Below are 21,613 nucleotides of genomic sequence, written 5' to 3' on the forward strand. Positions count from 1 at the left end.
CCACCATGCAGACCCAACTCGCCCCCGAATTCCAGAACACCCCCGACGGCCTGCAGGCCGAGGCCATCCTGCGCAAATGCGTGCATTGCGGCTTTTGCACCGCCACCTGTCCGACCTACCAGCTGCTCGGCGACGAGCTCGACGGCCCGCGCGGGCGCATCTACCTGATCAAGCAGGTGCTCGAAGGCGAGGTGCCGACGCGCAAGACCCAGCTTCACCTGGACCGCTGCCTGACCTGCCGCAACTGCGAAAGCACCTGCCCCAGCGGCGTGCAGTACGGCCACCTGATCGACATCGGCCGCAAGCTGGTCGATGAACGCGTGCCGCGTCCAGCCGGCGATCGCGCGGTGCGCTGGGCGCTCAAGGAAGGCCTGCCGTCGCCACTGTTCGCCCCCGCCATGAAAATTGGCCAGGCGGTGCGCGGCCTGCTGCCGCATTCGCTGAAGAACAAGGTGCCCGCCAAACAGGCGGCCGGCGCATGGCCCACGCGCACGCAGGCCCGGAAAATGCTGATGCTCTCGGGCTGCGTGCAGCCGGCCATGATGCCCAACATCAATTCGGCCACGGCCCGTGTGCTGGACGCCGCCGGCATCCAGACCGTGGTGGCGGCCAAGGCCGGCTGCTGCGGCGCGGTGAAATTCCACCTGAACGACCAGGACGGCGGCAAGGCCGAGATGCGCCGCAACATCGACGCCTGGTGGCCTTTCGTGGAGAGCGGTGTCGAAGCCCTGGTGATGAACGCCTCGGGCTGCGGCGTCACGGTCAAGGAATACGGCTTCATCCTGAAGGACGATCCGGCCTATGCCGAAAAAGCCGCGCGCATCAGCGACCTGACCCGCGATTTGAGCGAGCTGCTGCCAGTCATTGCCGAATCGCTGCAGGCCAGCCGGCCCGAGCTGATGGAAAAAATCGCCGCCAGCGCTCCGCGACTCGCGTTTCACCCGCCCTGCACCCTGCAGCACGGCCAGCAGCTGCGCGGCGGCGTCGAGCAGCATCTGGGCCGGCTGGGTTTTGACATCAAGGTGTCGAACAACGAGGCGCACCTGTGCTGCGGCTCGGCTGGCACTTATTCGGTGCTCCAGCCGGAGATCGCCTACCAGCTGCGCGACCGCAAGCTGGCCAACCTGGGCGACATGGCGCCCGAGGTGATTGTGTCGGCCAACATCGGCTGCATCACCCACCTGCAAAGCGGTACGGCAACGCCGGTACGCCACTGGGTCGAGGTGCTGGATGAGGCGCTATTGAATCAGTAGCGATTGATGCCTGCCGGCGTTGCGTGATCGGCCTGTTTGTTCATGAAATGGAAGGTCGGGCATGGCGTTGGTGTGACGGGCCACCGGCAGGCCTTCCTACCTGCGTTTCAAGCCCCGTACTGCCCTGAAGCCCTTTCGCCGGCGCGCCGCGCAAGCAACGGCGCAACAACATACGCCGTCCATCGAGGCACGGCTGCCGTGCCGGTCCTTTCTCAACTTGTTGACGAGGCCATCGAAATGGCATCCCGCAACCAAGGCGCAAACCAGAGCGGTAGCGGCGCCCCGCCCCGGCAGCATGCCCAGGCCGGCCCGGAAAAGCCACAAGAACGACACACAGTCGGTCTGGAATAAAGGGCGCTTCGGCGTCCTGATCCCTGAAAAAAGCCAGCGTCGAGCCGCCTTTTTCAAGTGACGCCAGTCCCGGGGGTGTGCACACGGCTCAGGCTGCCAGCGCCTTTTTAATGTCTTTGGCCAGGTCGGCCGGCTTTTCCAGCGGCGCATAACGCCTGATCACGCGGCCGTCCTTGCCTACCAGGAACTTGGTGAAGTTCCATTTGATGGCCTTGCTGCCCAGCAGGCCGGGCGCCTCGCTGGAGAGCCACTGGTACAGCGGATGGGCCATGGGGCCGTTCACGGCGATCTTGGACATCATTGGAAAACTCACGCCGTAGTTGACCTGGCAAAAACTGGCGATATCGCTGTCCTGGCCGGGGTCCTGCGCGCCGAACTGGTTGCACGGGAATCCCAGCACCACCAGTCCCTGGCCGGCATGGGTCTTGTGCAGTTCCTCCAGTCCGCCGAACTGCGGCGTGAAACCGCACTGGCTGGCGGTGTTCACGATCAGCATGACCTTGCCCCTGAATTCGGACAGCGCGAGGTCCTGGCCGTTGATCTGGCGCGCCTTGAAGTCGTACACCGTGGATGTGTTGCTGGCCATGAATCTGGCTCCTGTTCGGATGAATAAAGACAGCCTATTTTGCGCCAGTTGAGCCTTTTTCTGCAGACGGCGCCACTGACGCCAGCACCGCTGCCAGCACGATCAGGCTGCCGCCGAGCAGCACGCGCGGCGTCAGTTCGGCGGCATCCAGGGCAGCGGACGACAGGCTGGCAAAGAGGATTTCGGTCAGCATCACAATCGCCGTCGTGCCCGCTGCCAGGCGTGCTGCGCCGTACTGCAGGGCCGCGTTGCTGGCCATGAAGGCCAGGCTGAGCCCCAGCAGCACCGGAATGCCGTCTGCGTGGAGTGCCGGGCCCGGCACCAGATGCAGTGACATGCCCAGCAGCGCGGCCAGCGTCGCCATCAGGCCGCTGCCGCCAAACATGGCCAGCATGCAGGTGTTGCCGGGCGCATGGGCGAATTTGCGCAGCAGGCCATTGGTGACTGCAAAACTGAAGCCGCCCCCAATGGCCAGCCAGTCGGCGGCACCCTGCGGCACCGGCCACGCAGAGTCTGGTGCCTTCAGCACGATCAGCACCCCGGTCATGGCCAGCAACAGCCGCAAAAGCGATGCGGCGGTCGGTTTTTCACCCAGCAGCAGCCACGCCACCAGCACCGACCAGGCGGGCATCAGGTAAAACAGCAGCACCACCCGCACCACGTCGCCCACGGTGACGGCCCAGTTGAAGCCGATATTCGTCAGTCCCGCCGCCAGGCCCAGCAGCCACAGCTGCGGATGCGCCGCAAAGCCGCGCCAGGCCTTGAACTGCACGAGCAGCAGCCCGGTCACGATCATCAGGTACATCAGCGCCGTGGCCCACAGCGGATGCAGGCCGTAGCCCTGCAGCTGGCGAAACGGCCACCAGGAAACGCCCCACACCAGCGCATTGAAGACCAGCGCTGCGGCTGCCAGCGTGACGGTGCGTCCCTTGGCCGTCTGCCCGGCCGCCATGTCGCGCCCCGTCATCAGTGCGATTTGTCGCTGCGGGCAATGCTCAGCAAGTGGTCCAGCTGCACCTTGTGCTTGACGGTATTGCTCTTGTGCCAACGCTGGATCAGCCACATGAAGCCGGCCACCACGATACCGAAGCCGGTGATGGCACCAAAAGCCGACAACCCCATGCCGGTGGACAGGCTGTAGCCTGCGCCCAGGCTCAGGATGCAGGCCTGCTCGTTGAAGTTCTGCACGGCAATCGAGCGGCCCGCGCCCATCAGGTTGTGGCCCCGGTGCTGCAGCAGCGCGTTCATCGGCACCACCAGGAAGCCGCCCAGTCCGCCCAGCAGGATCAGGAAGGGCGCGGCCACCCAGACGTTGCTGATGAAGTTCATCAGGATCACCAGCACGCCCATGGCAATGCCCAGCGGCATGACCTTGGGCGCATGCTCCAGCCGCATGCGCATTGACGCCAGGATGGCGCCGACGGCCGTGCCGATCGCCACCACACCGACCAGTGACGAAGCCTGCGTGGTGCTGTAACCCAGCGCCGCTGCGCTCCATGCCAGCACGATGTAGCGCAGATTGCCTGACACGCCCCAGAACAGCGTGGTGGTGGCCAGCGAAATCTGGCCCAGCTTGTCGCGCCAGAGCGCCGAGTTGCAACTCCAGAAATCGGGCAGCAGTTCAAACTTGTTGCGCGGCATCGGACGCATCTCGACGCCGGTGTCGAGGATGCGCAGGTTGAACCACGCGGCAATGGCATACAGCAGGATCAGCAGGGTGATGGCCGCTTCGGGCGGGGTGTCGATGCCGGTGTTGATGTAGGGAATATCAAACGCCAGCAGATGGCTGGAGATGGCGGGGCCGACCAGCTGTCCGCCCAGCAGCACGCCCAGAATGATCGACGCGATCGTCAGGCCTTCAATCCAGCCATTGGCCTTGACCAGCTGCGAGGCCGGCAGCAATTCGGTCAGGATGCCGTACTTGGCCGGTGAGTAGGCGGCGGCGCCCAGGCCGACGATGGCATAGGCCAGCAGCGGATGCGAGCCGAACAGCATCATCAAACAGCCGACGACCTTGATGGCGTTGCTGGCAAACATGACGTTGCCCTTGGGCCGGGCATCGGCATAGGCGCCGACGAAAGGCGCCAGGATCACATAGAAAAGTGCGAACATCGGCACCAGCGCGGCCGGTTGCCATTTGGGTGCCCCATTGGTTTTGAGGAGTTCTACAGCCGCTACAAATAGCGCGTTGTCAGCCAGCGAACTGAAAAACTGGGCTGCCATGATGGTGTAAAAGCCGCGCTTCATTGAACTGTATTGATCACCGCAGAAAAATGCACCAGTGGGTCCGGTGTCTCAAGATAGGGGTGAATGTCTCCAAAATATGGCTGTTTATAGCATGGGGGCCGGATGTCAAAATGAAGGGTGTCCCGCCGTCCGATGCCAGCGCCGATTGCATCCGTCCGCACCTGCCCGTCCTTTGCCACACTTTGTCGTCCGTTCCTGTCCTTACCCACTTTCATTGCACCATGCCCCGTCCCATTCTTGCCACCGTCCACACCGCCGCCCTGAGCCACAATCTTGCGCGGGTGCGCGCTGCCGCGCCGGATTCCCGCGTCTGGGCGGTCGTCAAGGCCAATGCCTACGGCCACGGCATCGAGCGCGTGTTTGACGCGCTGCGCAGCGCCGACGGCTTTGCGCTGCTCGACCTGTCCGAAGCGCAGCGCCTGCGTGCGCTGGACTGGCGCGGCCCGATCCTGCTGCTCGAAGGCTGTTTTGACGCGCGCGACCTGGAGCTGTGCTCGCGTTTGGGGCTGTGGCACACGATCCACTGCAACGAGCAGATCGACCGGCTGGCCGCGCACAAGACGCAGCTGCCGCACCGTGTCTTCCTGAAGATGAACACCGGCATGAACCGCCTGGGTTTCGCGCCCGAGCGTTTTCGCGCCGCCTGGACGCGGCTGAGCGCGTTGCCGCAGGTTGAGGAAATCTCGCTGATGCAGCATTTTCCCGATGCCGACGGACCCCGGGGCATCGACGCGCAGCTGCAGGCCTTCGACGCTGTCACCCATGACCTGCCCGGCGAGCGCAGCTTGAGCAACAGCGCGGCGATCCTGCGCCACGGTGCTGCGCTGGCCGGCTGCTCCGACTGGGTCCGGCCCGGCATCGTGCTGTACGGCAGCGCGCCCGACGTTCCCGAGCACAGCGCTGCGGACTGGGACCTGCAGCCAACAATGACGCTGTCGTCGCGCATCATTGGCCTGCAGCAGCTGCAGGCCGGTGACACCGTTGGCTACGGTTCAAGCTTTGCCGCCGACCAGCCGATGCGCATCGGCGTGGTCGCCTGCGGTTACGCCGACGGCTACCCGCGCCACTGCCCGACCGGCACGCCGGTGCTGGTGAACGGCGTTCGATGCCGCATGGTTGGCCGCGTCAGTATGGACATGATCACGGTGGACCTGACGCCGGTGCCCAAGGCCGGCATGGGCAGCGAGGTCACGCTCTGGGGCATGGCCTCCAGCGGCGCGGTGCTGCCCATCGACGAGGTGGCGCGGGCCGCCGGTACGGTGGGCTATGAGCTGATGTGCGCCGTGGCGCCGCGCGTGACGATGGGGGCCGATTGAAAAACCTGTCGAACTGGCGCTCGGCGTGGCTGATCAGCGGCCGGTTCTGCAGGACAAATCCGATCAGGCGGTACCACCTGGCACTGCCCGAGCTGCGTTACGCTAGGGCATGAACCGAAATGCCCTTCTTGACATGCTGCGCAGCCGCGTGCCGGACCTGATGGCGATTTATGCTTTTGGCAGCCGCACACAGGGCACGCACGGGTCACAAAGCGATCTGGACTTGGCCGTGCTGGTGGCAGGGTATGCGGAGCCGCTGGCCTTGTGGGCATTGTCTGGCGAACTGGCGGATGTGGCGCAATGCCCGGTTGACTTGCTGGACCTGCGCGCGGCGTCTACCGTGATGCAGTACCAGATCATCACGACGGGCATGCGCTGGTGGGCCCGTGACGCGCAGGCCGCCTTGTACGAAGCCGCCATCCTTAGCGAAAAAACCGCGCTCGACACGGCCCGGGCCGGCCTGCTGGAAGACATCGATAAAAGGGGGCATGTTTATGGCCGATGACGTGCTCATCAACAAGGCCGCCACCATTGAGCGCTGTGTGAAACGGGCACGCGAGGAATATGACCGCGACCCGGTTACCTTCGCCACTGATTTCTCACGCCAGGATGCCGCCATCCTGAACATCCAGCGCGCCTGCGAAGCGGCGCTCGACATGGGCCAGCATTTGATTCGCCGCGAAAGACTGGGCGTGCCGCAAAGCGCCCGCGACGTGTTTGCACTGCTGGCGCAAAGCGGCTGGATAGACGCGGCGCTGGCCGATGGCCTCAAGCGCATGGTCGGCTTTCGCAACATTGCGGTGCATGACTACCAGGCGCTGCAGTTGCCGATCACGGTGGCCCTCATTCAAAACCACTTGGACGAGTTTTTGCACTACAGCCAGGCCGTGCTGTTGCGCGATGCAGCGCAATCGGGCGGGTGACGGGAAATTCTTGCGCTTACGCTTGAGTTGCTGCGCATTTGATAGCTGCTTGCGCCCATGCAGCAAGCGCAAAAACCATAAAACTCCCTAATACAGCCCATGCACCTGCGCCTTCAACCGTGCCAGGCCCAGCAGCGCATCGGTGAATGGCGTCGCCACGCCAGTCAGCTGGCCCAGTTCCCGCACGGCGCCTACCAGCGCATCGAGTTCCAGCGCCTTGCCGGCTTCCACGTCCTGCAGCATCGACGTCTTGAAGGCGCCCAGCTTCCGGGTGATCTGGTGCCGGTCTTCGGGCTGCTGGTCAATCGGAATGCCGATGCGCGCGCCGACTTCCTTGGCTTCGAGCATCACCTGCGAGATGAAGCCGCGCACCAGCTCGTCATTCATGATCAGGTCGGTGGTGGCGCCGGTCAGCGCGCTGATCGGGTTGACGGTCATGTTGCCCCAGAGCTTGAACCAGATGTCTTTCTGGATCTGGTCGGAGACCGCCACGTCGAAGCCGGACTTTTCCAGCAGCGCGGCCAGTTGCTGCACGCGCCCGGTTTTCTCGCCCGACGGCTCACCCAGGATGAGCTGGTTGCCGAAATGGTGGCAGACCTGCCCCGGCTCGTCGACCGAGCAGCTGGCATGCACCACGCCGCCGACAATCTGCTGCACCGGCAAGGCCCCGGCCAGCGTGCCGTCCGGATCGACCGAGTTCAGCCGCGTGCCGGCCAGCGCGCCGCCAAAGCCCTGCAAAAACCACCATGGCACGCCGTTCATGGCCGTCAGCACCAGGGTTTGCGGCCCCAGCAGCGGCGCGATCTGGCGCGCCACCTCGGGCAGCGACGGCGCCTTGATCGCCAGCACCACCAGGTCTTGCACGCCAAAGTCAGCCGGCGTGTCGCTAGAGGCGACGGCCTGCGAAGTGACCTGATTTCCCGTGCGCAGGCGCAGCCCGTGCAGTTGCAGCGCGTCGAGCGTGGCACCGCGCGCCACCACGCTGACGCTGCAGCCGGCATGCGCCAGCCCGCTGCCTATCCAGCCGCCAATGGCGCCCGCGCCGTAAATGCAAACTTTCATGGTGACGGTCTCCAGATGTCGAAATTTAAGAGAAAAAGGCCTTTTGCGCAATGCACACCGATGCTGGCGGCTATTGATTAAATAGCAGATTGGTCCAGACTCAGGCCGGCGTCAGGTGCGCCGCCAGGTTGTTGTGCTTGCCTTCATAAACCGGCGCGCCTTCGTGGACCTGCAGCGTCAGCCCGACAGCATGGGCTGCAAACACCGGCGCCAGGTGTGCCTTCACGCTGGCCAGCACCGCTTCGCCGGCGCGCGCGACCATTGCCGGGCTGCGGCCCGGCGTGATGAGCAGGTTCAGGTAGACGAAGGCCCGGTCGGGCTGGCCGTCGGCCACCGCAAAATGCGGCGCCGGCCAGGCCATCACGCGCGTGCCGGCCACCGGAAACAGCGCGGCGCCGTCGTCATGGCGCAGCGCCACCAGCGTGGCCGCCAGGGTGGTGCACAGCGTGCCCATGTCGGCTGAAGCTTCAAGGTTGGCGGTGTATTCGATCGTCAAATGCGGCATGGCGAACTCCAAGGGGGAAAACGAAACGTGGGGACAGGGCAAAAATGAAACGGTCGCTCTCAGTAGGTCGGGCTGGCCGGCGCAACCGACACGCTGGTTTTGAAGCGCGCTGCCAGCGCGCTGGTGGTCTTGGCCAGCAGGCTGGTGTCCAGCCCGACGGCGACAAAGGTGGCGCCGAGTTCCAGGTAGTGGTGGGCCAGCGCCTCGTCGGGCGTCAGGATACCCGCTGCCTTGCCGGCTTTGACGATGCGCGCAATGGCGTCGGCAATCGCCGCCTGCACCTCGGGGTGGCCGGGGTTGCCGACATGGCCCATCGAGGCCGACAGGTCGGCCGGACCGATGAACACGCCGTCCACGCCTTGCGTCGCGGCAATCGCGTCCAGGTTGCGCAATGACAGCGCGGTTTCGGCCTGCACCAGCAGGCAGACCTGCGCATTGGCGTCATGCACATAGGCCGGGTTGCGGCCCCAGAGCGACGCCCGTGCGCCGCCCATGCCGCGAATGCCCTGCGGCGGATAGCGCATGGCGCGCACCAGGTCGGCGGCCTGCTCGGGCGTGTCGACCATGGGCACCAGCAGTGTCTGCACGCCCAGGTCGAGGTATTGCTTGATCAGCGTGGTGCCGATGTGGCCGTGGCCGACCGGGACGCGCGCAATCGGGTGCGACGCATACGGCGCAATCGCCTGCAACTGGCCCAGGATGCTGCGCAGGTCATTGGGCGAGTGTTCGCCGTCGATCAGCAGCCAGTCGAAGCCGGCGCCGGCGCAGAGTTCCGCGCTGTAGGCATCGGCCAGGCCCAGCCAGAGGCCGATTTGCGGCCGGTTTTCGGCCAGTGCTTGCTTGAAGGGATTGATCGGGGTGGTCATGCGGGGTGTCCGGTGTCGGGTTGGAGGAAGCAAGGCAGACAGGAATGCTACAACGTGTCCGCGCTGCCGGCGTCACTTTGCCTCCTCGATGCCGACTGGCACCGGGAAAGGCACCAAACGACGAAAAAAAAGAAGGTGTAAAAGACGACAACCGACGCCATGAAATGCGTGCAACGTGCACCGGCGCATCCAGCCCCCACGTCGGTCCGGCTTTCAGAAATCAACCAGAACCCGCCATGAAAAACCAGTCTTTTCGCCAACGTGCCGGATTTGCCGTGCAAGGCATCGTGTGCGCATGGCGCGGCGAAGCGAGTTTTCGCCAGCAGTCGGTGGTGGCCGCCGGCGTGTTGCTGCTCCTGCTGTGGCGCCGCCCGGCCCTGGTGTGGTGGGCGTTGCTGCTGATGAACTGCGGCCTTGTGCTGGCGGCCGAGTTGTTCAACACCGCGCTGGAAAATGCGCTGGACCATCTTCATCCGGAACAGCATGATGCGATTCGAATTGCCAAGGACTGCGCGGCCGGCGCGGTGCTGGTGTTGAGTCTGACGGGATTTGGCGTATTTATTACCTTCCTGGCATCGACCTGGCTCGCGTAGACTATTTATCAAAACATTGATCGCAATTTCTCTGGCCCTGATGACGAAACAAGGCCATGAACCGCTTGAGTGCCTTCCCGCCATTCGGCTCGCATCTCTAAACCCACCAAACCTCGATGGACACTCTGGAAGCGCTCAACCTGGCAACTTTTTTGGGCATCAATGCCGACCTGAACACGCCCCATTGGCGGATCGGCACGGCGATTCTGCTGGCGAATGGCTTAATCTATCTGATTCCGTTGGCGTTGATTGGCCTGTGGTGTTGGGGAAAAGAAAGGCAACGCAACCTGGCGCTCAAAGGGTGCTTTGTGGTGCTGCTTGCATTGGGAATGAATCAAATCATTATTTTGCTCTGGCCTCATCCGCGGCCCTTCATGATGGGCTTTGGCCATTCGTTCATGGCGCACGCAGCTGATTCGTCCTTTCCCAGCGATCACGCCACTATTTTTGTGGGTATCGGGCTGACGCTGGTTTTCAATTCCGTGCGTTCACTGATCGGCTGGAGCGTTCTTGCAGCCGGTGCGGTTGTGGCGTGGGCACGCGTGTATCTGGGCGTGCACTTTCCGCTGGATATGGTGGGGGCTGTGGCCGTGGCAATCCTTGCTTGGCTTGCCATCCACATGATGTGGCTCAGGGTTGGCGAGGCCGTTACGTGGCGGATTGAGCAGTTCTACCGGCTCGTTCTGGCGCAACCCATCTCGCATGGCTGGATTCGCCGCTGAGCCACTAATGGTGACCGGGCCCTCATGCCCAAAACAACGCAGGAAAGTCGATGTTGCAGTACCTGGTCAATGTGGTTGAGCGGCTTGGGCAGTGGGGCTACCTCATCATTTTCCTGGGTGCAATGCTGGAATCGGCGGCGTTTTTGGGGCTGGTCATTCCTGGCGAGAGCCTGGTGCTGGTGGCCGGTTTTCTGGCCGCTCAGGGCTCTCTGGACCTCGATGTGCTCATCGTCGCCGTGGCGGTCGGGGCCGCCATCGGCGACAGCATCGGCTATGAAATGGGCCGCCAGATGGGGCGCCCGGCCCTGTTGCGCTACGGCGGGCGTTTTGGCCTGAACGAGGCGCGCGTGCAAAGCGCTGATGACTTTTTTGCGCGGCACGGCAGCAAGGCAGTGTTCCTGGGCCGGTTCGTCGGTTTTGCCCGAGCGCTGGTGCCCTTTCTGGCCGGCTCCTCGCACATGGCTTACCGAACGTTTTTGCCCTACAACGTGCTTGGCGCGGTACTTTGGGCATCTGCGGTGGCGTTACTCGGTTACTTTCTGGGTGCCAGCTGGCAAACGGCTGAACGTTGGATTGGACGAGCCAGCGCCATCGTCGGCGGCCTGGTGGTGGTCGCATTGCTGGTTTCCTGGCTATGGCGTTGGGCGACCCGGCATGAAGCTGTCCTGGGGCAAGCATGGAGCCGCTTTCTGGAGCGTCCACGCATCAGTGCAGTGCGCCAGCGCTTCGCACCGCAGATTTCTTTTGTCCAGGACAGGTTCTCGCCCACCAGCTATTTGGGCTTGCAGCTGACGGTGGGGGCGGCAGTGTTGATCGGCGCGAGCTGGCTGTTCGGTGGAATTGCCGAGGACGTGGTGAGCGGCGACCCGCTCACCGTCATCGACCTGCAGGTGGCGCAATGGTTTCATGCGCACTCCACCCCGCTGATGACCGGGGCGATGCTGGCGGCGACAAACATTCTCGGCCCCATTGCGATTGTGCCGGGGGTGATATGGGTGGCTGCCTATCTGGCCTGGAAGCGAAACTGGTACTGGCTGCTGTGTGTCGGCTTGACAGTGCCTTCCGGAATGCTGCTCAACGTTGTCATGAAGTACGCCTTTCACCGTGTCCGCCCGAGCTTTGACGACCCCTTGCTGATACTGACCACCTACAGCTTTCCCAGCGGCCATGTGGCCGGCGCCACGCTGTTTTACGGCGTCATGGCGGCGATGGTGGTGGCCAGGACCCCGGTCTGGCACTGGCGCGTGACGGCAATCCTGGGCGCCTTCACGCTGGTGGCGCTGGTGGCGCTGACGCGGGTGTACCTGGGCGTGCATTACCTGAGCGACGTGCTGGCCGCATTTGCCGAAGGCATTGCCTGGCTGACGCTGTGCCTCACCGGAATACACACTTACTGGGCGCATCGCCTTGCCGCCAAAAAATCCTGACGAGGCAAGGCCGGCACCGTGCAGGCATGCCCGGTTCCTGTCAATGACTTCAACGGCACCGACGGCCAGGCTGACCTGGCCTGGGCGCGCCGTCAATACACTAGGCGCATGGCCAAAGAAAAAACGATTTACACCTGCACCGAATGCGGCGGCATCAGCCCCAAGTGGCTGGGCAAGTGCCCGCACTGCAACGCCTGGAACACGCTGATCGAGTCGGTTGCCGAGAACCCGGGCGCTGTCAAGAACCGCTACAGCACCCAGCGCCAGGGGCTGGCAAAAGCGTCTGAAGTCACCGCGCTGGCCGACATTGAGGCCAGCGACATGAGCCGCACGCCGACCGGCCACGAGGAACTCGACCGGGTGCTGGGCGGCGGCATCGTCGAAGGCGGCGTGGTGCTGATCGGCGGCGACCCGGGCATTGGAAAATCGACGCTGCTGCTGCAGGCGCTCGATTCGCTGCAGCGTGCCGGGTTGAACACGCTGTACGTGACCGGCGAGGAAAGCGGCGCGCAGGTAGCGCTGCGCTCACGCCGCCTGGGGCTGGACGGCTCGCAGGTGAAAGTCATGGCCGAGATCCAGCTCGACAAGATCCTGGCGACGCTGGAGGGCACGCAGCCAGCGGTTGCCGTGATCGATTCGATCCAGACGGTGTATTCCGACCTGCTGACGTCAGCACCCGGCTCGGTGGCGCAGGTGCGTGAATGCGCGGCGCACCTGACGCGCACGGCCAAGTCCAGCGGCGTGTGCATCATCCTGGTCGGCCATGTGACGAAGGACGGCGCGCTGGCCGGCCCGCGCGTGCTGGAGCACATGGTCGACACCGTGCTGTATTTCGAGGGCGACACGCATTCGAGCTTTCGGCTGGTGCGCGCCATCAAGAACCGCTTTGGCGCGGTCAATGAAATCGGCGTCTTTGCCATGACCGAAAAGGGCCTCAAGGGCGTGACCAACCCGAGCGCGATGTTCCTGAGCCAGCACAGCGAGCCGGTGCCCGGCAGTTGCGTCATGGTGACGCTCGAAGGCACGCGGCCGCTGCTGGTCGAGATTCAGGCGCTGGTCGATGACGGCGGCGCCAATCCGCGCCGCCTCAGCGTCGGCCTGGACAAGGACCGGCTGGCGATGCTGCTGGCGGTGCTGCACCGCCATGCCGGCGTCGCCTGCATGGACCAGGACGTGTTCGTCAATGCCGTGGGTGGCGTGCGCATCAGCGAGCCGGCAGCCGACCTGGCAGTGATGCTGGCGATTGCGTCCAGCCTGCGCGGCAAGGCCATGCCCAAGGGTTTCCTGGCATTTGGCGAGGTCGGCCTGGCGGGCGAGGTGCGTCCCGCGCCGCGTGGCCAGGAGCGGCTGCGCGAAGCGGCCAAGCTGGGCTTCAGCGTGGCCGTCGTGCCCAAGGCGAATGCGCCCAAAAAGCCGATTGAGGGACTGACCATCCACCCGGTCGAGCGGATCGAGGAAGCACTGGATTTGGTGCGCAGCTTGCAGTGAACTGGCCAAGTATGTTTGCAGCCAAAAGCACACCATGAAAATCGCGGTCATTTCAGATATTCAGGGCAATTTGCTGGCGCTGCAAGCCGTGCTGGCTGACATCGCGCGGCAAGGCGTTGAGCAGACAGTGAACTTGGGCGACATGCTGAGTGGCCCGTTACAGCCCGCTGAAACAGCGGATTCGCTGATGGCACAGCACTTTCCGACGATTCGTGGCAACCATGAGCGGCAACTGCTGGCCTTGCTGGCCCGGTCCGCCGCGCTGATCGACCCGGTTACTTCCGATGGCTACGCCGCCACGCGGTTGTTGCCAAACCACATGGCCTGGCTCGAATCCCTGCCGGTCTCCATGGCCCTGAACAGTGACATCTGGCTGTGTCACGGCACGCCGGACAGCGACCTGCAGCACTGGCTGGAAACCGTGGTGCCCGGCTTTGCGCAGAGCCAGAGCACCGGCGTGAGGGCCGCTACGCTCGCCGAAGCAATGGCCCGGCTGGGCCAGGCCACACATCCCGTGCTGCTGTGCGGCCCTACGCATGTGCCGCGGCTGGTGCAGTGTGGCGGCGTGTTGGTCGTGAATCCTGGCAGCGTGGGCCTGCCGGCCTATGACGACGACCGTCCTAATCCGCACGTAATTGAAAATGGCGCCCCGCATGCGCGCTATGCAGTGCTGGAAAAAACCGGTCAGGACTGGCAGGTCGATCTGCGCGCCGTGCCGTACAACCACCTGGCACAAGCTGAAGTGGCGGCGCGGCCGGGCAGACTGGGCACATGCGCTGGCAACGGGATTTGCCAAACGCGCAAACTGAAAACTTCGCATTTTGCTACAAAATAAATAGCTGCTTGCGCAAGCTCTATATGCGCAAAAGCCCTAAAAGGCTTAAAGATCAGATGTAGCCTGTCCGAATTGCGCTGCTACTGGAAAGCGCCGTCGGTTACCGCGCCCCGGCTCAGTTCCACTTGACATAAAGCCATCCGCACAAACCCGCGCCGACCGCCCAGAGCAGCCAGGTTTGGGGCACTGCATACGGGTAGAGCATCAACGCCACACCGGTCCAGGTCATTGACGCGGTCGATGTCTTGCGGCCGCGCCTGAACGCCACGTAGCCAATGATGCCGAACAAAATAGCGCCCCCTATGTAGGCCGGGCTGGGCAGGACAAGTCCTAAAGATGCAAGCTGGTTGAGTTCATCCATCGCCCGCATCGTAAACCCGTCGCGCTGTCCGCAGGCGCTCCTGAAGAATTTGTCCGCTGATTGGTTGGCGGCAGATGTTGCCCAGCGGCGGCACCCGCCAGGGCGACGGATCCAGCCGACGGACCGAGGCGTTCCCGCGCAGAACAAATGCCTTGAAAAAATTAACCGTTGCCGCTACGCATTCCCCGCAGGCCGGCGGCCCGCCGGGGCTGCGAAAATAAGGCCATGAACTTTCAGAAAATCTTTATTCCTGTCGCTGGCGTGGTGGCGGTCGCGCTGGCTTACCGGCAGTATGGCTGGCTTGGGGTGGTGGCGGTTGCCACCGGTCTGGTGATGTGGATGCTGCTGCATTTCACCCGCATGATGACCGTCCTCAGGCGCGCGGCCGACCGGCCGATAGGCTATGTGGGCAGCGCCGTGATGCTCAACGCCAAGCTCAAGCCCGGCGTGAACCTGATGCATGTGATTGCCATGACGCGGGCGCTGGGCAAGCCGCAGTCCGAAAAAGACGTGCAACCCGAAGTCTTTCGCTGGACCGACGGCACGCAGTCGCATGTCACCTGCACGTTTGTCGGTGGCAAGCTGGCGCATCACGAGTTGTTTCGGCCCGCTGAAAACGGGCTGCCGCCCGCGCCTTAGAATCGTTGTTTCGGGTTTTGTCACCGCTTGCGCCGGCTGTTTTTTGCGAAGCAGGAAGCAGGAAGCGGGCAGCGGGCCAAGCCCGTGTTCAGGCCCACCCCTTTCACTCACCACAGGATCACTCATGTCCCCAGCAGCACCCTCCATGGAAAATCGCGACGGCAAAATCTGGATGGACGGCCAGATGGTCGAGTGGCGCGATGCCAAGATTCATGTGCTGACCCACACCCTGCATTACGGCTGCGGCGCCTTCGAAGGCGTGCGCGCCTACAGGATGCCCGACGGCGGCACGGCGATTTTCCGGCTGGAGGAGCACACCGAGCGCCTGTTCAACAGCGCCAAGATTCTGCGCATGAAGATCCCGTTCACGCCGCAGGAGGTGATGGACGCGCAACTCGCCGTGGTGCGTGAAAACAAGCTCGAAAGCGGCTACATCCGCCCGCTGACCTGGATCGGCTCCGAAAAACTCGGCGTCAGCCCCAAGGGCAACACGATTCACCTGATGGTCGCCGCCTGGACCTGGGGCGCGTATCTGGGCGAGGAAGGATTGAAGCGCGGCATCCGCGTCAAGACCAGCAGCTTCACGCGCCACCACGTCAACATCACCATGATCCATGCCAAGGCGGTGAGCAACTACACCAACTCGATCCTGGCCAACATGGAAGCCACCGACGAAGGCTACGACGAAGCGCTGCTGCTGGACCCGCAGGGCTTTGCCTCCGAAGGCGCGGGCGAGAACCTGTTCATCGTGCGCAAAGGCGTGGTGTACACGCCGGACTCCAGCGCCGGCGCGCTCAACGGCATCACGCGCAACACGATTTTCAGCATCTGCGAGGATTTGGGCATCACCATCAAGGAAAAGCCGATCACCCGCGATGAAATCTACATTTCGGATGAAGCCTTCTTCTCGGGCACGGCGGCTGAAGTGACGCCGATCCGCGAGCTCGACCGCATTGAAATCGGCAGTGGCTCGCGCGGCCCGATCACCGAGAAAATCCAGGCTGCATTCTTTGACATCGTCAATGGCTGCAACCCCAAGTACGCTTCCTGGCTGACCAAGGTTTGAACAGTCAATTTCAACCCCTCCACGTCAAAACAACAAGCGAAGCCTGAAATCATGAGTCAATCATCCACCATCGAGCTGCTGGCCAGCGACCTCAATGCACAGGGCTGTGTGATCTGCCCCAGCCCCAAGGCCGACATGACGCTGTGGAACAACCACCCCCGGGTTTACCTGGACGTGGCACGCACCGGCGAGGCCAAGTGCTCTTACTGCGGCACCGTGTACCAACTCAAGGCGGGTGAACACTTTGGCGGTGGCCATTAACAAGCCGCCACGCGTGTCGCTGCGCGTACTGCGCTGCCCCCCAAGGGGGCCGCTGCGCCTGCGGCCCGGCAAAGCCGTAGATGTTGCCCCCACGCTCAGCCGCTGCGCGGGTCGCCGCCCCCCGAGAGGGCTGTTGCGCCTGCGACCCGGCAAAGCCGGTTCTGCGGCCCCTGCTGGGGGAGAGGGGCGCCCCCACGCTCCGCCGCTGGTGTGCGGCGCTAAACCCTGAATGTCCAACGCCCTCGTCATCGCGCCGCAGTGGATAGGCGACGCGGTCATGACCGAGCCGTTGCTGCGCCGTCTGGCTGCGCGCGGCGAGCGCCTGACGGTCGGCGCCTTGCCGTGGGTGGCGCCGGTGTACCGCGCCATGCCGCAGGTGGCTGATGTCATCGAACTCCCGTTCGCCCATGGCGGCCTGCAGTTCAAGGCGCGCCGCAGCATTGCCAGGCGCCTTGAAGGGCAGTTCGACAAGGCCTATGTGCTGCCCAATTCGCTGAAAAGCGCGCTGCTGCCGTTTCTGGCGAGCATCCCCGAGCGCATCGGCTACCTGGGCGAGGCGCGTGTCGGCCTGCTCACGCACCGGCTGAAAAACCCGAAAAACAAGCCACCCATGGTGGCGTTTTATTCGGCCCTGAGCGGGGAAAGCGGTCTGGAGGGCGACCGGCCCCAAATGCACCTGGAGGCGGCGCAGGTCGAGGCCACTTTGCGCGAACTGGGCTTGTCGCGCGGTGCCTATGTGGTGTTTGCGCCTGGGGCCGAATTCGGCCCCGCCAAGCGCTGGCCCGCCCGCCATTTTTCAGAACTGGCCGCCCAGCTGGACGCGACAGTCGTGCTGCTCGGCTCCGGCAAGGAAGCGGCGCTGTGCGACGAGATTGCCGCGCCGGTGAATGCGCAGCAATTGGGCAAATGCCTGAACCTGGCGGGAAAAACCTCGCTGCCGCAAGCATTGGCGCTGATCGCTGCCTGCCGCAGCACGGTCAGCAATGACTCCGGGCTGATGCATGTCGCGGCCGCATTGGGCGTGCCGCAGGTGGCTATTTTTGGCTCGTCCAGTCCGCTGCACACGCCGCCCTTGAATGCGCATGCCCGCATGCTCTGGCTGAAAGCCGACCCCGACTACCACCCGCCCCTGGACTGCTCGCCGTGCTTTGCACGCGAGTGTCCGCTGGGGCACACGCGCTGCCTGAATGACATCGACGCAGCGCGGGTGCTGACGGCGCTTCATTCCAGTGAATGGGTGCTGCCGGTGTGAAAAAGTGTTGCAGGTATTGCCGCAATGAGCAGGCAAAAAAAGGCCACCTTGCGGTGGCCTTGTAAAAGTCCTCTCAGAAAAATCTTGTGTGGTGAGGCGCTGAATCTTTCTTGTTCGATAGCCCTGGCCGAATTTTTGTTAATCTTTTCTGATTTCCAGTGTTGTGACAGCAACACCTGTACTGTGCTTCAGCTTGGGTGGTACGAACATCCCTAAAAGAGGGGATTTTCGTATTTTTAATTGAAACTTCCAGTTTCGTGAACTAATTCACGGTTGGGTTCACCCACGGGCAGCTCGACAATGAATGAGGCGCCACCGCCCGGCCGGGCCTCGCAGCGCACGGTGCCGCCATGGCGCTCGCTGATTGACTTGACCAGCGCCAGCCCCAGGCCCACGCCGCCTTCGCGCTCGCTGGCGCCGGGCAGCCGGTAAAACGGCTCGAAGATACGCTTTCGCTGGTCGGCCGGCACGCCTGGGCCCCGGTCGTGCACGCGGATCCTGGCCTTTTGCTGCTGGCCTGCGCCGCTCTGGTCCAGCTCCAGCGTGATGTCGCCATGGGTGTAGCGCCGCGCATTTTCCAGCAGATTGCGGATCAGCCGGCGCAGCAGCCGGGGCGAACCCTGCACCGTCAGGCTGTGGTCCGCATCCGGCCCGGATGGCAGCTCTGCCATCAGCTCGGCATTGACGCGTGCGCATTCCTCGGCGGCCAGGCCTGTCAGGTCCAGCGTCTCGAACGGTTCGGCGTCCGCCTGCTTGGTATCCAGCCGGCTGGCCAGCAGGATTTCATCGATCAGCTGGTCCAGCTCGGTGATGCTGCGCAAAATCTCGGCCTTTTGCTTGCTGGCAGTAGCGCCAGCCAACGGCCGCCGCGAAGCAAGGCCAGCCCCCTCGGGGGGCAGCGCAGTACGCGAAGCGACAAGCGCGGGAGCCTCTTGCTCCATCAGTTCCAGTCCCATGCGGATGCGCGCCAGCGGCGAACGCAATTCGTGCGACGCATTGGCCAGCAAGGATTTGTGCGAGTCCATCAGCGTCTCGATGCGCTCGGCGGCATGGTTGAAGCGCCGGGCCAGGAAAGCCACTTCGTCGTGGCCTTCGGTGTTGATGCGCGCCGACAGGTCGCCCGCGCCCCAGCGCTCGACGCCGCGCTGCAGGGCTTCGAGCCGCAGCGTCAGGCGCCGCATCACCGGGTAGGCGCCCATGGCCACGGCAAGCCCGACCAGGCCCAGCATCCACCCAAAGCTGAAGCCGAACGGCGGGCGGTTCCAGGCGCTGCCGGGTGGGCGTTGCGGGCGGGGCAGCAGCAGGTTCAGTGTCTGGCCGTCGCTGGTGAGCACTTCAAACTCGATGTCTTCGCCCCGCTGGCGGTCGGGCTTGGTCTGGGCCTTGCCGATGACCTCGCCCACGGCGTTGTGCACCAGCACTTCCCGTATCGGCAATTGTGGCGGGTCAGTGCTTAAATGCCAGGCAGCGGCGACCAGAAAGGTCAGCACCACCACTGTGGCCACGACGGCCAGCCAGATGCGCACATACAGGTGCGAGGTGAACCGGGACCAGATTTGCGAACTCACGCGGCGCTCAGTCTTGCTGCTTGGCAAACACGTAGCCAACGCCGCGCACCGTCAGGATGCGCTTGGGGTCCTTGGCGTCCAGCTCGATGGCGCTGCGGATGCGGCCCATGTGCACGTCGATCGAACGGTCGAAGGCTTCGAGTTCGCGGCCGCGCACGGCTTCCATGATCTGGTCGCGGCTCAGCACGCGGCCGGCGCGCTCGCTGAGGGCCACCAGCAGGTCGAACTGGTAGGAGGTCAGATCGCACGGGTTGCCCGACACCGACACCGAGCGCGCATCGCGATCGATCTCCAGCGAGCCAAAGCGCATCACCTTGTGGCTGCCCGCCGAAACGCCATTGCCGCCGCCGCTGTCGCCACCCCGGCGCAGCACAGCGCGAATGCGCGCCAGCAACTCGCGCGGCTCGAAGGGCTTGGGCAGGTAGTCATCGGCACCGATTTCGAGGCCGACGATGCGGTCCATCGGGTCGCCTTTGGCAGTCAGCATCAGCACGGCGGTGCGGGATGCGTCGCCATCTTGGCCCTTGATGCGGCGACACACTTCCAGGCCGTCCATGTCGGGCAGCATCAGGTCCAGGATCACCAGGTCCGGCGGTTTGGCCTGCAGCGCTTGCAGGCCACTGGCACCGGTGGCGGCATGCGCAAAAGCATAGCCGGACTGGCGCAGGTATTCGCCCACCATCGTGGCCAGTCGGGTGTCGTCTTCGATCATCAAAAGTTGCTGTGTCATGGACGGTCCTCTTGTTGGAATGGCGCATCCTTTCTCAGGACGCGGCGCCATGGATTTTCCATGGTGCGCCGGGCGCAACAATTACGCTTGAAGCCGCCGTAAAGTTGGCGTAAAAAATTATTTCGATATGCTATTGAAATAATAGCTGTGAGCATGGGTAGTTACTGCGCTGGCGCCGTCTTTGAACGTGAAGCCAGTCCAATCAGCAGCAGCACCGGCAGCCCCAGTAGGGCCGTGGCTGTAAAAAAGTTGCTGTAGCCGAACGCATCCACATACACGCCCGAATAACCCGCCAGCGTCTTGGGCAGCAGCAGCATCATCGAGCTGAACAGCGCGTACTGGGTGGCCGAATAGTTGATGTTGGTCAGGCTCGACAAATAGGCGATGAAGGCGGCCGACGCTATGCCGCTGGACAGGTTGTCGGCCGAAATCACGAAGATCAGCGACGTGACGTCATGGCCGCGCGTGCCCAGCCAGGCGAACAGCAGGTTGCTGGCAGCGCTCAGCACCGCGCCCAGCATGAGCACCTTCATCACGCCAAAGCGCATTGCCAGCCCGCCGCCCAGAAAGGCGCCGACCAGCGTCATGATGACGCCGTAAATTTTGGTCACGGTGGCCACCTCGTCCTTGGTATAGCCCATGTCGACGTAAAACGGATTGGCCATGATGCCCATCACCACATCGCTGATGCGGTACATCGCAATCAGGCCCAGGATCAGCAGCGCCTGCTTGCCGTAGCGGCGCAGGAAGTCGGCAAACGGCTCGATCAGCGCGCCCCTGAGCCAGTCGGCGGCGTTCTTGCTGGGCGGCAGTTCGCGGCGCTGCGGTTCGGGTGAAAACAGCACGGTCACCACGCCCAGCAGCATCGACGCCGCCATCACCAGATAAGCCGTTTGCCAGGCGCCATGCTGGTAGGCCGTCACACCGACGATTTCCGCGCGCGCGGCAATCCACAGTGCCCCGGCACCCGACCAGATCATCGCCAGCCGATAGCCGGTCTGGTAGGCAGCGGCCAGCGCGGCCTGGCGCTGGATGTCGGCCGATTCGATGCGGTAGGCATCCAGCGCGATGTCCTGCGTGGCCGAGCCAAAGGCCACGGCCAGCGCGCACCACACCACCGGCAGCAATGCCAGCTTGGGGTCAGTCAGGGCCATGCAGACCAGGGCCACCGTGATGGTGACCTGGGACAGCACCAGCCAGCTGCGCCGCCGGCCCAGCCAGCGCGTGAGCAGCGGAATTGGCAGCCGGTCGACCAGCGGCGCCCAGGCCCACTTGAAGCCGTAAGCCAGGCCGACCCAGCTCAGGTAGCCAATGGTGGTGCGGTCAATGCCCGCTTCGCGCAGCCAGAAGCTCAGCGTGCCAAACACCAGCAGCAGCGGCAGCCCGGCCGAAAAACCAAGCAGCAGCATGCGCAGCGTGGCCGCTTCCGCATAGACGCGCCAGACCTCGCGCCAGCCAGGCTTTGGCGCAGGCGCGCTTTGGGCAGGCCCGGCGGCTGCAGAAGATGGCGAGGTGGTGAGAGGAGAGGAAAAGGTTTTGTCTGACATAGGGGTTGCAGTTTG

Annotated in this window: 23 protein-coding genes; 13 read left to right on the forward strand and 10 right to left on the reverse strand. The window is 63.8% G+C overall.

The window, feature by feature from the left end; all coding sequences use genetic code 11:
• Positions 1–5: 5 nt before the first annotated feature.
• The gene (glcF, locus tag IWX85_RS06795) at positions 6–1,253 is read left to right on the forward strand and encodes a glycolate oxidase subunit GlcF (RefSeq protein WP_196869226.1); all 1,248 of its coding nucleotides are present in this window, start codon (positions 6–8) and stop codon (positions 1,251–1,253) included.
• 439 nt (positions 1,254–1,692) lie between these two features.
• Here the strand turns inward: glcF and IWX85_RS06800 are convergent, their stop codons facing one another.
• The 3 genes from IWX85_RS06800 to lplT are packed head-to-tail and all read right to left on the reverse strand — an operon-like array spanning position 1,693 to position 4,437.
• Complete coding sequence (locus tag IWX85_RS06800; RefSeq protein WP_196869227.1) at positions 1,693–2,190, reverse strand: glutathione peroxidase; 498 nt, start codon at positions 2,188–2,190, stop codon at positions 1,693–1,695.
• Positions 2,191–2,224: 34 nt separating this feature from the next.
• The gene (locus IWX85_RS06805) at positions 2,225–3,157 is read right to left on the reverse strand and encodes a DMT family transporter (RefSeq protein WP_231379594.1); all 933 of its coding nucleotides are present in this window, start codon (positions 3,155–3,157) and stop codon (positions 2,225–2,227) included.
• Positions 3,157–4,437 carry a lysophospholipid transporter LplT gene (lplT, locus tag IWX85_RS06810; RefSeq protein ID WP_196869228.1) on the reverse strand — a complete coding sequence of 427 codons (1,281 nt, stop codon included), beginning with the start codon at positions 4,435–4,437 and terminating at the stop codon, positions 3,157–3,159. The genes IWX85_RS06805 and lplT overlap by 1 nt, the downstream gene beginning before the upstream one ends.
• Before the next feature lie 221 nt (positions 4,438–4,658).
• Here lplT and alr point away from each other — a divergent pair, with 221 nt between their 5' ends.
• The 3 genes from alr to IWX85_RS06825 all read left to right on the forward strand — a co-directional run bounded on the left by alr (position 4,659) and on the right by IWX85_RS06825 (position 6,676).
• The gene (gene alr, locus IWX85_RS06815; RefSeq protein ID WP_196869229.1) at positions 4,659–5,753 is read left to right on the forward strand and encodes an alanine racemase; all 1,095 of its coding nucleotides are present in this window, start codon (positions 4,659–4,661) and stop codon (positions 5,751–5,753) included.
• Between the two features lie 109 nt (positions 5,754–5,862).
• Positions 5,863–6,258 (forward strand): nucleotidyltransferase domain-containing protein, encoded by a 396-nt coding sequence (locus tag IWX85_RS06820; protein ID WP_036807222.1) that lies wholly within the window; start codon positions 5,863–5,865, stop codon positions 6,256–6,258.
• Positions 6,248–6,676 (forward strand): DUF86 domain-containing protein, encoded by a 429-nt coding sequence (locus IWX85_RS06825; RefSeq protein ID WP_036807219.1) that lies wholly within the window; start codon positions 6,248–6,250, stop codon positions 6,674–6,676. Before IWX85_RS06820 ends, IWX85_RS06825 begins: the two co-directional genes overlap by 11 nt.
• An 87-nt stretch (positions 6,677–6,763) precedes the next feature.
• On the opposite strand, the gene IWX85_RS06830 is transcribed toward IWX85_RS06825, so the two are convergent.
• The 3 genes from IWX85_RS06830 to hpaI form a co-directional block, all read right to left on the reverse strand.
• Positions 6,764–7,738 carry a 2-dehydropantoate 2-reductase gene (locus tag IWX85_RS06830; RefSeq protein ID WP_196869230.1) on the reverse strand — a complete coding sequence of 325 codons (975 nt, stop codon included), beginning with the start codon at positions 7,736–7,738 and terminating at the stop codon, positions 6,764–6,766.
• Between the two features lie 100 nt (positions 7,739–7,838).
• Complete coding sequence (locus IWX85_RS06835) at positions 7,839–8,243, reverse strand: 5-carboxymethyl-2-hydroxymuconate Delta-isomerase (RefSeq protein ID WP_196869231.1); 405 nt, start codon at positions 8,241–8,243, stop codon at positions 7,839–7,841.
• 59 nt (positions 8,244–8,302) lie between these two features.
• Positions 8,303–9,109 carry a 4-hydroxy-2-oxoheptanedioate aldolase gene (hpaI, locus tag IWX85_RS06840; protein ID WP_196869232.1) on the reverse strand — a complete coding sequence of 269 codons (807 nt, stop codon included), beginning with the start codon at positions 9,107–9,109 and terminating at the stop codon, positions 8,303–8,305.
• Positions 9,110–9,345: 236 nt separating this feature from the next.
• Here hpaI and IWX85_RS06845 point away from each other — a divergent pair, with 236 nt between their 5' ends.
• The 5 genes from IWX85_RS06845 to IWX85_RS06865 all read left to right on the forward strand — a co-directional run bounded on the left by IWX85_RS06845 (position 9,346) and on the right by IWX85_RS06865 (position 14,174).
• Positions 9,346–9,702: a diacylglycerol kinase gene (locus IWX85_RS06845; RefSeq protein ID WP_196869233.1), complete on the forward strand. Its 357-nt coding sequence runs from the start codon at positions 9,346–9,348 to the stop codon at positions 9,700–9,702.
• Positions 9,703–9,818: 116 nt separating this feature from the next.
• On the forward strand, positions 9,819–10,424 hold the full coding sequence (locus tag IWX85_RS06850; protein WP_196869234.1) for a phosphatase PAP2 family protein: 606 nt from the start codon (positions 9,819–9,821) through the stop codon (positions 10,422–10,424).
• Positions 10,425–10,474: 50 nt separating this feature from the next.
• On the forward strand, positions 10,475–11,851 hold the full coding sequence (locus IWX85_RS06855; protein WP_231379595.1) for a bifunctional DedA family/phosphatase PAP2 family protein: 1,377 nt from the start codon (positions 10,475–10,477) through the stop codon (positions 11,849–11,851).
• Between the two features lie 108 nt (positions 11,852–11,959).
• The gene (gene radA, locus IWX85_RS06860; protein WP_196869235.1) at positions 11,960–13,339 is read left to right on the forward strand and encodes a DNA repair protein RadA; all 1,380 of its coding nucleotides are present in this window, start codon (positions 11,960–11,962) and stop codon (positions 13,337–13,339) included.
• Between the two features lie 34 nt (positions 13,340–13,373).
• The gene (locus IWX85_RS06865; RefSeq protein ID WP_370584235.1) at positions 13,374–14,174 is read left to right on the forward strand and encodes a metallophosphoesterase; all 801 of its coding nucleotides are present in this window, start codon (positions 13,374–13,376) and stop codon (positions 14,172–14,174) included.
• A gap of 115 nt (positions 14,175–14,289) precedes the next feature.
• On the opposite strand, the gene IWX85_RS06870 is transcribed toward IWX85_RS06865, so the two are convergent.
• Positions 14,290–14,535: a hypothetical protein gene (locus IWX85_RS06870; protein WP_196869236.1), complete on the reverse strand. Its 246-nt coding sequence runs from the start codon at positions 14,533–14,535 to the stop codon at positions 14,290–14,292.
• Positions 14,536–14,760: 225 nt separating this feature from the next.
• On the opposite strand from IWX85_RS06870, the gene IWX85_RS06875 reads away from it, so the two are divergent.
• The 4 genes from IWX85_RS06875 (at position 14,761) to waaF (ending at position 17,753) form a co-directional block, all read left to right on the forward strand.
• Positions 14,761–15,174: a glycerate kinase gene (locus IWX85_RS06875; protein ID WP_196869237.1), complete on the forward strand. Its 414-nt coding sequence runs from the start codon at positions 14,761–14,763 to the stop codon at positions 15,172–15,174.
• A 124-nt stretch (positions 15,175–15,298) separates the two neighbouring features.
• Positions 15,299–16,240: a branched-chain amino acid transaminase gene (locus tag IWX85_RS06880; protein WP_196869238.1), complete on the forward strand. Its 942-nt coding sequence runs from the start codon at positions 15,299–15,301 to the stop codon at positions 16,238–16,240.
• 51 nt (positions 16,241–16,291) lie between these two features.
• On the forward strand, positions 16,292–16,501 hold the full coding sequence (locus IWX85_RS06885) for a zinc-finger domain-containing protein (protein ID WP_036807201.1): 210 nt from the start codon (positions 16,292–16,294) through the stop codon (positions 16,499–16,501).
• Positions 16,502–16,730: 229 nt separating this feature from the next.
• Entirely contained in the window at positions 16,731–17,753 is a 1,023-nt protein-coding gene (gene waaF, locus IWX85_RS06890) for a lipopolysaccharide heptosyltransferase II (protein WP_196869239.1), read from the forward strand.
• Positions 17,754–17,989: 236 nt separating this feature from the next.
• On the opposite strand, the gene IWX85_RS06895 is transcribed toward waaF, so the two are convergent.
• The 3 genes from IWX85_RS06895 to IWX85_RS06905 form a co-directional block, all read right to left on the reverse strand.
• Positions 17,990–19,321 (reverse strand): ATP-binding protein, encoded by a 1,332-nt coding sequence (locus IWX85_RS06895; RefSeq protein ID WP_370584236.1) that lies wholly within the window; start codon positions 19,319–19,321, stop codon positions 17,990–17,992.
• 7 nt (positions 19,322–19,328) lie between these two features.
• The gene (locus IWX85_RS06900; protein WP_196869240.1) at positions 19,329–20,051 is read right to left on the reverse strand and encodes a response regulator transcription factor; all 723 of its coding nucleotides are present in this window, start codon (positions 20,049–20,051) and stop codon (positions 19,329–19,331) included.
• A gap of 161 nt (positions 20,052–20,212) precedes the next feature.
• The gene (locus IWX85_RS06905) at positions 20,213–21,598 is read right to left on the reverse strand and encodes an MFS transporter (RefSeq protein WP_196869241.1); all 1,386 of its coding nucleotides are present in this window, start codon (positions 21,596–21,598) and stop codon (positions 20,213–20,215) included.
• Positions 21,599–21,613 lie beyond the last annotated feature (15 nt).

This window comes from Polaromonas sp. CG_9.11, assembly GCF_015752225.1.
Taxonomy (GTDB): Bacteria; Pseudomonadota; Gammaproteobacteria; order Burkholderiales; family Burkholderiaceae_C; genus Polaromonas.

Bases quoted from the DNA above. Each gene is read 5' to 3' on its own strand.
- glcF (WP_196869226.1), top strand. From the start codon at position 6: ATGCAGACCCAACTCGCCCCCGAATTCCAGAACACCCCCGACGGCCTG.
- IWX85_RS06800 (WP_196869227.1), bottom strand. From the start codon at position 2,190: ATGGCCAGCAACACATCCACGGTGTACGACTTCAAGGCGCGCCAGATC.
- IWX85_RS06805 (WP_231379594.1), bottom strand. From the start codon at position 3,157: ATGACGGGGCGCGACATGGCGGCCGGGCAGACGGCCAAGGGACGCACC.
- lplT (WP_196869228.1), bottom strand. From the start codon at position 4,437: ATGAAGCGCGGCTTTTACACCATCATGGCAGCCCAGTTTTTCAGTTCG.
- alr (WP_196869229.1), top strand. From the start codon at position 4,659: ATGCCCCGTCCCATTCTTGCCACCGTCCACACCGCCGCCCTGAGCCAC.
- IWX85_RS06820 (WP_036807222.1), top strand. From the start codon at position 5,863: ATGAACCGAAATGCCCTTCTTGACATGCTGCGCAGCCGCGTGCCGGAC.
- IWX85_RS06825 (WP_036807219.1), top strand. From the start codon at position 6,248: ATGGCCGATGACGTGCTCATCAACAAGGCCGCCACCATTGAGCGCTGT.
- IWX85_RS06830 (WP_196869230.1), bottom strand. From the start codon at position 7,738: ATGAAAGTTTGCATTTACGGCGCGGGCGCCATTGGCGGCTGGATAGGC.
- IWX85_RS06835 (WP_196869231.1), bottom strand. From the start codon at position 8,243: ATGCCGCATTTGACGATCGAATACACCGCCAACCTTGAAGCTTCAGCC.
- hpaI (WP_196869232.1), bottom strand. From the start codon at position 9,109: ATGACCACCCCGATCAATCCCTTCAAGCAAGCACTGGCCGAAAACCGG.
- IWX85_RS06845 (WP_196869233.1), top strand. From the start codon at position 9,346: ATGAAAAACCAGTCTTTTCGCCAACGTGCCGGATTTGCCGTGCAAGGC.
- IWX85_RS06850 (WP_196869234.1), top strand. From the start codon at position 9,819: ATGGACACTCTGGAAGCGCTCAACCTGGCAACTTTTTTGGGCATCAAT.
- IWX85_RS06855 (WP_231379595.1), top strand. From the start codon at position 10,475: ATGTTGCAGTACCTGGTCAATGTGGTTGAGCGGCTTGGGCAGTGGGGC.
- radA (WP_196869235.1), top strand. From the start codon at position 11,960: ATGGCCAAAGAAAAAACGATTTACACCTGCACCGAATGCGGCGGCATC.
- IWX85_RS06865 (WP_370584235.1), top strand. From the start codon at position 13,374: ATGAAAATCGCGGTCATTTCAGATATTCAGGGCAATTTGCTGGCGCTG.
- IWX85_RS06870 (WP_196869236.1), bottom strand. From the start codon at position 14,535: ATGGATGAACTCAACCAGCTTGCATCTTTAGGACTTGTCCTGCCCAGC.
- IWX85_RS06875 (WP_196869237.1), top strand. From the start codon at position 14,761: ATGAACTTTCAGAAAATCTTTATTCCTGTCGCTGGCGTGGTGGCGGTC.
- IWX85_RS06880 (WP_196869238.1), top strand. From the start codon at position 15,299: ATGTCCCCAGCAGCACCCTCCATGGAAAATCGCGACGGCAAAATCTGG.
- IWX85_RS06885 (WP_036807201.1), top strand. From the start codon at position 16,292: ATGAGTCAATCATCCACCATCGAGCTGCTGGCCAGCGACCTCAATGCA.
- waaF (WP_196869239.1), top strand. From the start codon at position 16,731: ATGTCCAACGCCCTCGTCATCGCGCCGCAGTGGATAGGCGACGCGGTC.
- IWX85_RS06900 (WP_196869240.1), bottom strand. From the start codon at position 20,051: ATGACACAGCAACTTTTGATGATCGAAGACGACACCCGACTGGCCACG.
- IWX85_RS06905 (WP_196869241.1), bottom strand. From the start codon at position 21,598: ATGTCAGACAAAACCTTTTCCTCTCCTCTCACCACCTCGCCATCTTCT.